This window comes from Cryobacterium sp. Hh38 (assembly GCF_004403235.1).
GTDB classification, from domain to species: domain Bacteria; phylum Actinomycetota; class Actinomycetes; order Actinomycetales; family Microbacteriaceae; genus Cryobacterium; species Cryobacterium levicorallinum.
On sequence record NZ_SOHD01000002.1, the window covers coordinates 81,983 to 94,226 of the forward strand.

A 12,244-nucleotide genomic window follows, 5' to 3' on the forward strand; every position below is an offset into this window, starting at 1 on the left:
GAAACCGGGGGTCGTTTGCCAGTGCGGACGCATCCGCTCGAAAGGCGTGCATTAGACTGGATGAGGTCAATCCGCGTGTCGCGAGCTATTGCGTGCGCGACGGATTGGTTCCCCAACAAAGTAGTACCGATGGGTCGAAGTAGATCCGGGGCGTAGCTCAGCTTGGTAGAGCGCTCGTTTTGGGGGCGAGAAGTCGCAGGTTCAATTCCTGTCGCCCCGACATTATCCGCAGCACACCGTTTCAATACACAGGAGAGTCTCGAGTGAAGTCCACGGTCGAAAAACTGAGCCCCACGCGCGCCAAGCTCACCATCACGGTGAGCCCCGACGAGCTGAAGCCAGCCATCACCCATGCTTACGGCCACATTGCCGAAGACATCAACATCCCCGGTTTCCGTAAGGGCAAGGTCCCGCCGGCAATCATCGACCAGCGCGTCGGCAAGGCCGCCGTTCTGGAGCACGCCGTCAACGAGGGTCTCGACGGTTTCTATCGCGCGGCTGTCGAAGAGAACAAGCTGCGCCCGCTCGGCCGTCCAGAGGCCGACATCGTCGAATGGCCGAGCAACACCGACTTCTCCGGTGACCTGCTCCTCGCCATCGAGGTTGACGTGCGCCCGGAGATCGACCTGCCCAGCTACGACGGCCTCAAACTCACCGTTGACGCCGTCGCGGTGTCCGACGAGGAAGTCGCCGAAGAGCTCGACAAGCTGCGCAGCCGCTTCGGCACGCTCATCACGGTGGACCGCCCCGCAAAGACCGGCGACTTCGCCCAAATCGACCTGAACGCCGCGATCGACGGCGAAGAGGTTGACACCGCGAGCGGAATCTCCTACGAGGTTGGCTCCGGCGACCTCATCGACGGCATCGACGAGGCGCTTGACTCGCTCAGCGCCGGCGAGACCACGACCTTCAACTCCGACCTCATGGGCGGAGAACACGAGGGTGAGACGGCCGAGATCACCATCACAGTTATCGCTGTCAAGGAGCGCGAGCTTCCCGAGGCGAACGACGACTTCGCTCAGATCTCCAGCGAGTTCGACACGATCGCCGAGCTGACCGAGAGCCTCAAGGTTCAGGTTGAGAAGTCCAAGGCCTTCGGCCAGGGCAGCCAGGCCCGTGAGCGTCTCATCGAGACGCTTCTCGGCTCGGTCGAGGTTCCGATCCCGGCCGCGATCATCCTCGACGAAGTCAACCGTCACCTCGAGGGCGAAAGTCGCCTCGAAGACGACACCCACCGCGCCGAGGTCACCGAAGCCAGCGAGAAGACGTTCCGTCAGCAGATTCTGCTCGACACGATCGCCGAAGCCGAGCAGGTCAAGGTCAGCCAGGACGAACTCACCCAGTACCTCATCCAGGGTGCCAGCCAGTACGGCATGGACCCGAGCGAGTTCGTGCAGACGCTCAACACCAACGGACAGATTCCGTCGATGGTGGCCGAGGTCGCTCGCAACAAGGCCCTCGCCATTGCTCTGGGCAAGGCCGAGGTCGTTGACTCCAACGGTAAGCCGGTCGACCTGAGTGAATTCACCGGCCCGGTCGGCGACGACACGGCTGTTGAAACGGATGCTGCTGACAGCGCAGTCGAGGCAGCTCCGGCCGCCGAGGCTGACGCTGAGGTCGCAGCTGAGGCCGACGAGAAGCCCAAGAAGAAGAAGGCTGCTGCCAAGAAGTAGTACCTGTGTGCGTGAAAGGCCGGCTGGCCAGTACTTTTCAGAAGTGCTGGCCAGCCGGCCTCTTGCATGCTGCCGGGCACCTGTGCGATGGCCGGTAATCTGCCGAGGGCGAACAGAGCCATTTTGACGCTCGCGCTCCGATAGATTCATTGAGAAGCGACAACTGAAACGGAGCACGACATGGCCGACCCGACACCCACCAATGGTGTATTTGACCGACTGCTGAAGGACCGCATCATCTGGCTCGGCTCAGAGGTCCGTGACGAAAACGCGAACGAGATCTGTGCCAAGATCCTCTTGCTGGCAGCGGAAGATTCCAAACGCGACATCTACCTCTACATCAACTCTCCCGGCGGCTCGATCACCGCCGGCATGGCGATCTACGACACGATGCAGTTCGTACCCAACGACATCGTCACGGTCGGTATCGGCATGGCAGCCTCGATGGGTCAGTTCCTGCTTACCTCGGGGACCAAGGGTAAGCGGTACATCACCCCGAACGCTCGCGTGCTTCTGCACCAGCCGTCCGGCGGGTTCGGCGGCACGGCCGCCGACATCCAGACCCAGGCTCGCCTCATCCTCGACATGAAGCAGCGCCTCTCCGAGATCACGGCCGTGCAGACCGGCAAGACCCCCGAGCAGATCAACGCCGACGGTGACCGCGACAACTGGTTCAGTGCGCAGGAAGCCCTCGAGTACGGCTTCGTCGACCATCTCCGCGCATCCGCTTCGGATGTCATCGGCGGCGGCGGCACCGACCCCGACGCCGACGCCACCAAGTAGTCCGCCGAAACTGAACAGGAAGAAATCATGACTATCCCCACATTCGGTGGAACGGCCTACAGCTCGATGGGCGGCTCGACCAAGCACTTGACTAATAACGGCGCACCTGAATCGCGCTACATCCTCCCCACCTTCGAAGAACGCACCGCCTACGGCTACAAGCGCCAAGACCCGTACGCCAAGCTGTTCGAGGACCGCATTATCTTCCTCGGCGTGCAGGTTGACGACGCCTCCGCCGATGACGTGATGGCCCAGCTCCTCGTGCTCGAAAGCCAGGACCCGGACCGCGACATCACGATGTACATCAACTCGCCCGGTGGATCGTTCACCGCCATGACGGCGATCTACGACACCATGCAGTACATTCGCCCGCACGTGATGACGGTGTGCCTCGGCCAGGCGGCATCCGCTGCAGCCGTGCTGCTCGCCGGTGGAACCGCCGGCAAGCGCCTCGCGCTGCCGAACGCGCGTATCCTGATTCACCAGCCCTCGGTTGGTGGGCAGGGTGGCGGCCAGGCTTCGGATATCGAGATTCAGGCCGCCGAGATTCTGCGCATGCGGGTCTGGCTCGAAGAGACCCTCGCGCACCACTCCAACCGGAGCGTTGAGCAGGTCAATAAGGACATCGACCGCGACAAGATCATGAGCGCGGCCGAGGCCCTCGAGTACGGCCTGATCGACCAGGTTCTGACCAGCCGCAAGAACCTTCCGATGTTGGTAAAGTAGCCGCACACCTATATACCGCTGCGGCGCGTCGCCTTCGGGCGCCGCGCCGTTTCGGTTTGTGGCGCGCTGCACGCAAGTGTCGTACGCACAGGCTAGGCTCAATTGCAGCGAGACCAATGGAGGAGGCGGACATGGCCCGAATAGGCGAAAGTGCCGACCTGCTCAAGTGTTCCTTCTGCGGAAAGAGCCAGAAGCAGGTACAACAGCTTATCGCCGGCCCCGGCGTGTACATCTGTGACGAGTGCGTCGAGCTGTGCAACGAGATCATTGAAGAGCGACTGGCCGAGGCCGGCTCTGAAGCGACCGCCGGTGAATTCGACCTCCCCAAGCCCAAAGAAATCTTCGGTTTCCTCGAGGAATACGTCATCGGCCAGGAACCCGCCAAGCGTGCCCTCGCCGTCGCCGTGTACAACCACTACAAGCGTGTGCGGTCTCGTGCCACGCTCACCGCAGCCGAGGCGATCCACGACGATGTCGAGATTGCCAAGTCCAATATTCTGCTGATCGGCCCGACCGGCTGTGGCAAGACCTACCTGGCCCAGACCCTGGCCAAGCGTCTCAATGTACCCTTCGCCGTAGCGGATGCGACGGCCCTCACCGAGGCCGGCTACGTCGGTGAAGACGTCGAGAACATTCTGCTCAAGCTGATTCAGGCCGCCGACTACGACGTCAAGCGCGCCGAGACCGGTATTATTTACATTGACGAGATCGACAAGATCGCCCGCAAGGCCGAGAACCCGTCGATCACCCGCGACGTCTCCGGCGAGGGCGTGCAGCAGGCGCTCCTGAAGATCCTCGAGGGCACCATTGCCTCCGTGCCCCCACAGGGTGGGCGCAAGCATCCGCATCAAGAGTTCATTCAGATCGACACCACGAACGTACTATTCATTGTGGCCGGCGCCTTCGCCGGGCTCGAAGACATCATCTCGTCTCGGGCCGGCAAGAAGGGCATCGGTTTCGGCGCTCCGCTGCACATCAAGGGCGACGACATCAACCTGTTCAGCGAGGTTCTGCCCGAAGACCTGCACAAGTTCGGGCTGATTCCCGAGTTCATCGGCCGGCTTCCCGTCGTCACGACGGTCACCCAGCTCGACCAGGTGGCGCTCATGCAGATTCTCACCGTGCCCAAGAACGCGCTCGTGCGGCAATATCAGCGCATGTTCGAGCTCGACGGCGTTGAGCTGGAATTTGAGCAGCCCGCCCTGGAAGCCATTGCCGACCTGGCTGTGCTTCGCAAGACCGGTGCCCGCGGTTTGCGCGCCATCCTCGAAGAAGTGCTTGGCCCGGTCATGTTCGAGGTGCCCTCCAGCACCGACGTCGAGCGGGTCATCATCACCCGCGACACCGTGTTGAACAATGCCCCCGCTGAAATGGTTCTGCACAAGACCCGCCAGGTGAAGTCAGCGTAGGCCGCTGAATAGTCGCACGGGGGAGCGACGATGAGCGAGCAGTCATCCGGCGCAAGCCCCGGTGTGTTTCAGCCGATCTCGACCGGCATTGTCGCCGCGATCACCGGGTTTGCCAGTTCGTTCGTGTTGGTGATTGCGGGGCTGCGCGCTGTCGGCGCCTCCGAAGCTCAGGCGTCTTCAGGGCTGCTGGCGCTGTGCCTACTCGTCGGTTTGGCCTGCATCGCGTTGCCCTTGTACTTTCGCATGCCGATCTCATTTGCCTGGTCAACACCCGGCGCGGCACTCCTCGTCGCGGCGGGCGCCACGACCGACAACTTCGGCGCTGCCGTCGGCGCCTTTCTCGTCTGCGGTGCGCTCATCGTGCTCTGTGGCGTCTGGCCGCCGCTCGGACGGGTCATCACGAGCATCCCGAGGCCCCTCGCCGGCGCGATGCTGGCCGGTATCCTCTTTCCCATCTGTCTCGCGCCGATTCAGGCGTCAATTGAACAGCCGCTGCTGGCGATTCCCGTCGTGCTGGTGTGGCTGGTGCTTTACCGGCTGGCCCCGCGCTGGGCGGTCCCGATGGCCATGGTCGTGGCGGCGATCGGTATCGGCATAACCGCGGGAACGGGCTGGCTGTCAGCACCGACATCCGCTCCCGGTCTGGTCTTCGTCGCGCCGGTTTTTGATCCGCTCGTCATTGTGAGCCTCGGCTTGCCGTTGTTCGTCGTGACCATGGCGGGCCAAAACGTTCCCGGATTCGCCGTGCTCTCAACCTTCGGCTACCGGCCGCCGCCGCGTTCGGTGCTGGTCTGGTCGGGGATCGGCACCATGCTCGGATCGGTCTTCGGCGCGCACAATATGAACCTGGCGGCCATCACGGCGGCCCTCATGGCTAGTCCGGATGCTCACCGCGATCCGTCGAAACGCTGGATTGCCACGGTCGCATCGGGTTTCGGCTATCTCGTGCTTGGACTCGGGTCAGGGCTAGCCACAGCCCTCGTTGCGGCGTCGCCGCCCATTTTGATCATTGCCGTCGCCGGTCTGGCCCTGCTCGGTGCGCTTGTGACGAGTGTGACCAGCGCGCTCGAAGAACCGGAACACCGCATCAGCGCGATGGCGACCTTTCTCGTGACCGCATCGGGCATTACAATCGTGGGCATCGGGTCGGCGTTCTGGGGCCTCGTGGTCGGTGGCATCTTTATGCTCTGGCTTGGCTGGCGGCGGCCCCTCGGTGCGTAGACGACCATGGACCCGGCTCAGTGGACAACTTTGGTGGGTGCCGGCGGGTCCGCACCCACCAAAGTTGTCTATTGAGCGGATGCCTCAGCCTAGTTCAGGCCGCGGCGGTCGAGGAGCGGCTGCAACGCTGCGTCGCGCCCGCGCCAGTGGCGGTAGGCCTCAAGCGGGTCCTTCGTACCTCCGACGCCGAGCAGCCGATCACGAAAACGGTCACCATTGGTGCGGGTTAGCCCGCCATTCTCCTTGAACCATTCGACCGTGTCCGCGTCGAGCACCTCACTCCAGATATAGGAGTAATACCCGGCGTCATAACCGCCGGAGAACGTGTGCGCGAAGTAGGTGCTCGCGTAACGGGTGGGCACGGCAGGATTGTCGAGTCCAACCGAGGCGAGGGCATCCGCTTCGAACTGGGCAACGTCGGTAACGACCGTGTCGGCGTCGATGCGGTGCCAGGCCTGGTCGAGAAGCGCGGCGGCGAGGTATTCGCTGGTCAGAAATCCCTCGTTGAAGGCCGAGGACGCCTGGATGCGACTTACCAGGTGTTGCGGCATCGCTTCGCCGGTCTCGTAGTGGTGGGCGTAGTTCGCCAGCACTTCGGGCCAGAGCATCCACATTTCGTTGACCTGGCTGGGAAACTCCACGAAGTCGCGATACACGTTGGTGCCGGAGAATTTGGGATAGGTCGCGCGGGCGAGCAGCCCGTGCAGGGCATGGCCAAACTCGTGAAACAGCGTGGTGACCTGGTCATAGGTGAGCAGCGTGGGTTGGCCAGCTGCCGGCCTGGACACGTTGAGGTTGTTACAGACCACGGTTGTGTCCGTGCTGAGCAGCGCGGACTGCGAGACGAGGGAATTCATCCACGCCCCGCCACGCTTAGAATCGCGGGTGTAGAAATCGCCGATGTACAATCCGATACCGGTGCCGTCGTCGGTGCTGACCTCGAACACGCGTGCTTCGGGATGCCAGCCGACCAGGTCGGGCCGCGCCGTGAAGCTGAGGCCGTAGAGCTGCTGGGCCGCGAAGAAGACTCCGTTGGCGAGCACGCTTTCGAGTTCGAAATAGGGGCGCATCGCCGCGGTATCGACGTCGTACTTCGCCCGGCGCACCTTCTCCGTGTAGAACGCCCAGTCCCAGGCCGCCAGCTCGAAGCCACCGCCTTCGGCATCGATCACGGCCTGCAGGTCGGCCTGTTCCACGAGGGCGTTGCGGGCGGCGGCCGGGGCGAGGCCGCCGAGCAGATCCCAGACGGCGCCGGGAGTCTTGGCTGTCTCGTCGGCGGTAACGTAGGCGGCATGGCTGTCGAACCCGAGCAGGCTGGCGCGCTGGGCACGCAGGTGCGTGATCTCGATCACGAGCGGCTGGTTGTCGTTGCCGGCTCCGGCCTCATCAGAACGGATGCCGCGGGCCCGGCTCGCCGTCAGCAACCGTTCCCGCACGCTCCGGTTGGTTAAGCTCGCGAGGTACGGGTGCGACGTGGGCAGAACGAGGCTGATCAGGTATTTACCGTCGAGGCGGCGTTCGGCGGCCGCTTCAGCCGCAGCCGAGATCTCGCCGTCGGTGAGCCCGGCGAGCTCGGCCACGTCGTCGATCACCAACGCGAGTTCGTTGGTATCGGCCAGCAGATTCTTCTCGAAGCGGGTGGTCAGGGTCGACAGGCGTGAGTTGAAATCACGCAGTGCCCGCTTGTCTTCATCGTCGAGCCCGGCTCCGGCGAGCGTGAACTCGGTGTAGTAGCGGTCGATCAGATAGAGCGACTCGGCATCGAGACTCAGGCTCGTTCGCTGCGAGTGCACGGCGGAGATGCGCGTGTACAGTGCGGGATCGAGTCGGATCGAATCGGCGTGGGCGGCCAGCAACGGCGCGAGTTCTTCTTCGAGGTCGTTGGTGAAGTCGCTGGAGTCTGACGAACTCTGGTTGAAGAAGACTTCGGCAACCCGACCCAGGGTCTGCCCGCTGCGCTCGAGGGCGACGAACGTGTTTTCAAAGGTGGGCGCATCCGCTGTGCCGGTGATGAGAGCGACCTCGGCGAGCTGGTCAGTCATGCCCTGCACAAAAGCCGGCCGGTAATGGGCGTCGGCAATCTGCGCGAAGGGCGGCAGCTGGTAGGGCAGCGTACTGCGGGCGAAGAAGGGATTGTTCGCGGTGGAAGCCATACTCCCAGACTAGCGACCGGCCCGAGCACGCTCGCCAGCGCGCGGCGCGCAAATCAGCCGCAGGCTGCCGCGGGGTCGTAGGATCTGACCATGACAGACCAGACCGCGAGCTCCGAGTCCGCTCCACGTGACCAGTACACCCACGGTCATCACGAAAGCGTGCTGCGCTCACACACCTGGCGCACGGTGGCCAACTCGGCCGCCTATCTGATTCCCGAGCTCGCAGCCGGCGGCGTGCTGCTGGATGTCGGCTGCGGACCCGGCACGATCACGGTTGATCTGGCCCGTCGGATCGCCCCCGGCCGAGTTGTCGGCCTGGACGCGTCGTCCGAGATCGTCGAGCGTGCAGCCGGGCTGGCCGCCGATGCGGGAGTGCACAACGCGCAGTTCCAGGTCGGAAATATCTACGCGTTGGACTTTCCGGATGCGTCGTTTGACATTGTGCACGCCCACCAGGTGATGCAGCATCTGGCCCGTCCCGTCGCCGCCATGGCCGAGATTCGGCGAGTGCTGCGGCCCGGCGGCGTCTTCGCCGCCCGTGACGTCGACTACGGGGGAGTGATGATTGCTCCCGTGATCGATGGTCTCACCGAGTGGATGCGGGTCTACCGCGAGGTGCACTACTGGAACGGCGGTGACCCGGACGCCGGACGCTCGCTGAAAGCGTGGGCTTTGGCGGCGGGCTTCACCAGCGTGACGAGTAGTGCCTCCATGTGGTGTTTCGCGTCCGATGCCGAACGGGAATGGTGGGGAGAATCCTGGGCCGTGCGCGTGACCGAGTCGAGCTTCGCGGCGCACGCCATCGAAGCCGGCGTGGCCGAGCTGGCCGATCTCAAACGGATGGCGGCCGCCTGGCGCGTGTGGCTGCGCGATCCGACCGGGTGGTTCGGCATACCGCACGGCGAAATTCTTGCGCGGGATTGACCCAGGAGTTACGGGTTAGATCCACTCCTCGTCATCGTCATCCGTGTTGGTGGACGGCTGCGTGATGGTGGCGCTGTCATCGACCGGGTTGAACCGAATGATGGTGCCATCGTCCAGCTCGATCACCGGCTTGGACTCCAGCCAGGTCAGTGTCCAGCGCCAGGTGCTGGTGTCCACGGCGAGGGCAGCGAGGTCCTCCTCCACGGTGTGCAGGGCGATTTCCACGACGTGGGGGAGGCCGGCGGGCAGGGTGCCGCCGAGCGACCAGCGAGTGCCGAGTTGCATGACTTAGACGTCGATCTCGTAGGTGACCCAGTCCGTGCGGGTGCCGACCTGGTCATAGAGCACCTGGGCGGTGGCATTGTCGGCGGCGGTCAGCAGCTGCACCTGGGCCAGCTTTCGCGCACGCGCGTAGGACTTGGTGAAATCCATCAGCTGCGTTGCGACGCCCTGGCCGCGGGAATCCTCGGCCACGAACAGGTCATCGAGAAAGAGTGCATGATCGCCGCTGAGCGTGCGCGGCACGGTGCGGTAGTGCGCGAAACCGACGAAGTCGCCGGCGTCATTGACCGCGACGGCACCGTCGAGAGAGTTGTTCGCGTCGATGATCCAGCTCCAGACCTGCAGCGCGATCTGGTCGGTCAACTCGCTCGCGTAGAACGCGCTGTAACCCTCAAACAGGCCCAGCCAGGGGAAGAAATCTTTGTCACCCAGCGGGCGTACGGTAACTGACATCTGGTTTCCTAACTTTCCAACACGGTGGCGAAAACGATGTCGGTCACGGCGAGTTCGCTGCCGTCGACAAAGGTTAATTCTTGAATTCGGCCGACCGCTTTGAGATCGGCGGCGGCCAGGGTAAGCAGCGCGATTTCGGCCGGTGCACCGCAGATCACTGCGGAATCCAGCTCGGACTTCTGGGAGGCCTTGGCATCCGTTTTAGCCCGACGGATGCCGGTGAGCGCGCGACTGGCCAAATCCAGCAGGGCGATGTTGCCGGTGGCAACCTCATCGCTGCCGAGCAGGTCCGCCGCGACGGGCCACGGCGCGGTGTGCACCGAACCCTCATTCGACCAAGACCAAGCTTCTTCGGTCGCGAACGGCACGAACGGTGCGAACAAGCGCAGCAGGGTGGCCAGCGCGGTGCGCAGCGCAGCAACAGCGGAAGCCTGACCGGTTCCGGGCTCGCCGTAGGCGCGCTCCTTGACCAGTTCGAGGTAGTCGTCGCAGAAAGTCCAGAAGAAGCTCTCGGTGGTTTCCAGCGCCCGAGCGTGGTCATAGTTCTCGAACGCGGTCGTGGCCTGGGCGACGACGGCGGTCAGGCCGGCGAGCATGCTCTGGTCGACCGGCTCGGTCACCGGGGCGTCGATGCTGCCCTGCGACATGGAGACGAATTTGCTCGCGTTGAGAATCTTGATGGCGAGGCGACGGCCGATCTTGATCTGCGTCGGGTTCTGCGGATCGAAGGCCGCATCGGTGCCCAGGCGAGAGGATGCCGCCCAGTAGCGCACCGCATCGGAACCATGCTTTTCGAGCATGTCGGCCGGGGTGACCACGTTGCCCTTCGACTTCGACATTTTCTTACGGTCGGGGTCTACGATGAAGCCGCTGAGCGCGGCGTGCTGCCAGGGTGACTTGCCGTGCTGCTGCTCTGCGCGCAGCAGGGTGGAGAACAGCCAGGTGCGAATGATGTCCTGGCCCTGCGGTCGCAGCGAGTACGGGAAGACGAGGTTGAACAGCTCCGGGTCCCGCTCCCAGCCGCCGGCGAGCTGCGGGGTGAGCGAGGAGGTGGCCCAGGTGTCCATCACGTCGACCTCGCCGACGAAACCGTTGGCCTGGCCGCGCTGGCTCTCGGTGTAGCCGGGGGCGGCATCCGACGAGGGGTCAACCGGCAGCAGGTCGCGGGTGGCGACGATCGGCTGGTCGAAGACCGGGTTGGCGTCGGCGTCGAGCGGATACCAGACCGGCAGTGGCACGCCGAAGAAGCGCTGACGCGAGACGAGCCAGTCGCCGGTGAGGCCGTTGACCCAGTTCTCGTAACGCACCTTCATGAATTCGGGGTGCCAGGCCAGCTCGGTGCCGTGCTCGAGCAGGCGGGCGCGCAGCTTTTCGTCGCGAGCACCGTTGCGGATATACCACTGGCGGGTCGAGACGATTTCGAGCGGCTTGTCGCCTTTTTCGAAGAACTTCACCGCGTGCACGATGGGCTTGGGTTCGCCGATCAGGTCGCCGCTGGCTTTCAGCAGCTCGACCACGGCCGCTTTCGCACCGAACACCGTCTTGCCGGCGAGCTGCGCATACGCTTCACGGCCGGCTTCGGAGGTGATCGCCTCTGGCACTTCGGCCATGATGCGACCGTCGAAGCCCATGATTGCACGGTTGGGCAGATCGAGCTCCCGCCACCAGACGACGTCGGTCACGTCGCCGAAGGTGCAGATCATGGCGATTCCCGAGCCCTTGTCCTTTTGGGCGAGGTGGTGGGCGAGCACCGGAACCTCAACGCCGAACACGGGGGTGGTCACCGTGGTGCCGAACAGGTGCTTGTACCGTTCGTCATCCGGATGCGCCACCAGCGCCACGCAGGCCGGCATCAGCTCGGGGCGGGTCGTTTCGATCTCTATCGTGGTGCCGTCGGGCTTTGCGAACGACACCCGGTGGTACGCGGCCGGCATGTCCTTGTCTTCGAGTTCGGCCTGGGCGACCGCGGTGCGGAACGTGACGTCCCACAGGGTCGGTGCCATCGCCTGGTATGCCTCGCCGCGTTCGACGTTGCCGAGAAAAGCCAGCTGCGAGGTGAACAAGGCTTCCTGGCCGATGGTGCGGTAAGTCTGGGTCCAGTCGACAGAGAGGCCGAGGGTGCGCCACAGCGCTTCGAACTGCTTCTCATCTTCCTTGGTGAGGGTTTCGCACAGTTCGATGAAGTTGCGGCGGCTGATCGGCAGCTGGTCGGCGGCCTTGACGCTTTTGCCATCGCCGCCCTCGAACGGCGGAACGAAGTCGTCGGTGTAGCCGAGCGATGGGTCGCAGCGCACACCGTAGTAGTTCTGCACACGACGCTCGGTGGGCAGGCCGTTGTCGTCCCAGCCCATCGGGTAGAACACGTTCTTGCCGCGCATGCGCTGAAAGCGGGCGACGACATCTGTGTGGGTGTACGAGAACACGTGGCCGATGTGCAGCGAGCCGGAGGCGGTCGGCGGGGGAGTGTCGATCGAGTAGATCGTCTCGCGGGTCGCGTTCTCCCGGGCGAAGCGATAGGTGCCGTCGGTCTCCCAGCGGGACTCCCATTTAGCTTCGAGCCCTTCGAGGGCTGGTTTCTCTGGCACTCGATTGTCTGCGGCGCGATCGGCGGTGGTCATAG

At 64.0% G+C, this 12,244-nt stretch carries 10 protein-coding genes and 1 tRNA gene; 7 read left to right on the top strand and 4 right to left on the bottom strand.

The window, feature by feature from the left end:
* Window positions 1–146: 146 nt before the first annotated feature.
* The 6 genes from E3T41_RS00545 to E3T41_RS00570 all read left to right on the top strand — a co-directional run bounded on the left by E3T41_RS00545 (window position 147) and on the right by E3T41_RS00570 (window position 5,812).
* Window positions 147–220: transfer RNA gene (locus E3T41_RS00545), tRNA-Pro, on the top strand.
* Window positions 221–263: 43 nt separating this feature from the next.
* Window positions 264–1,673 (top strand): trigger factor, encoded by a 1,410-nt coding sequence (tig, locus tag E3T41_RS00550; protein WP_166791466.1) that lies wholly within the window; start codon window positions 264–266, stop codon window positions 1,671–1,673.
* A 180-nt stretch (window positions 1,674–1,853) separates the two neighbouring features.
* Window positions 1,854–2,456 carry an ATP-dependent Clp protease proteolytic subunit gene (locus tag E3T41_RS00555; RefSeq protein ID WP_104199110.1) on the top strand — a complete coding sequence of 201 codons (603 nt, stop codon included), beginning with the start codon at window positions 1,854–1,856 and terminating at the stop codon, window positions 2,454–2,456.
* A gap of 66 nt (window positions 2,457–2,522) precedes the next feature.
* The gene (locus tag E3T41_RS00560; RefSeq protein WP_241977922.1) at window positions 2,523–3,182 is read left to right on the top strand and encodes an ATP-dependent Clp protease proteolytic subunit; all 660 of its coding nucleotides are present in this window, start codon (window positions 2,523–2,525) and stop codon (window positions 3,180–3,182) included.
* A 131-nt stretch (window positions 3,183–3,313) separates the two neighbouring features.
* Window positions 3,314–4,591, top strand: coding sequence for an ATP-dependent Clp protease ATP-binding subunit ClpX (gene clpX / locus E3T41_RS00565; protein ID WP_092450827.1), 1,278 nt, complete (start codon window positions 3,314–3,316; stop codon window positions 4,589–4,591).
* Window positions 4,592–4,621: 30 nt separating this feature from the next.
* A complete protein-coding gene (locus E3T41_RS00570) occupies window positions 4,622–5,812 on the top strand; it encodes a benzoate/H(+) symporter BenE family transporter (RefSeq protein WP_134476757.1) in 1,191 nt (396 codons plus the stop codon).
* Window positions 5,813–5,901: 89 nt separating this feature from the next.
* Here E3T41_RS00570 and E3T41_RS00575 read toward each other — a convergent pair whose 3' ends face one another.
* Window positions 5,902–7,965, bottom strand: a complete 2,064-nt coding sequence (locus tag E3T41_RS00575; RefSeq protein WP_134476759.1) for a M3 family metallopeptidase — start codon at window positions 7,963–7,965, stop codon at window positions 5,902–5,904.
* Window positions 7,966–8,055: 90 nt separating this feature from the next.
* On the opposite strand from E3T41_RS00575, the gene E3T41_RS00580 reads away from it, so the two are divergent.
* A complete protein-coding gene (locus E3T41_RS00580; protein ID WP_134476761.1) occupies window positions 8,056–8,889 on the top strand; it encodes a class I SAM-dependent methyltransferase in 834 nt (277 codons plus the stop codon).
* Window positions 8,890–8,904: 15 nt separating this feature from the next.
* Here E3T41_RS00580 and E3T41_RS00585 read toward each other — a convergent pair whose 3' ends face one another.
* From E3T41_RS00585 to valS, 3 genes are read right to left on the bottom strand one after another with little or no spacing between them, the layout of a single operon-like run.
* Window positions 8,905–9,174 (bottom strand): hypothetical protein, encoded by a 270-nt coding sequence (locus E3T41_RS00585; protein WP_092450818.1) that lies wholly within the window; start codon window positions 9,172–9,174, stop codon window positions 8,905–8,907.
* Between the two features lie 3 nt (window positions 9,175–9,177).
* The gene (locus tag E3T41_RS00590) at window positions 9,178–9,624 is read right to left on the bottom strand and encodes an N-acetyltransferase (protein WP_092450816.1); all 447 of its coding nucleotides are present in this window, start codon (window positions 9,622–9,624) and stop codon (window positions 9,178–9,180) included.
* A gap of 8 nt (window positions 9,625–9,632) precedes the next feature.
* Window positions 9,633–12,242, bottom strand: a complete 2,610-nt coding sequence (gene valS, locus E3T41_RS00595; protein WP_134476763.1) for a valine--tRNA ligase — start codon at window positions 12,240–12,242, stop codon at window positions 9,633–9,635.
* Between the last annotated feature and the right edge of the window lie 2 nt (window positions 12,243–12,244).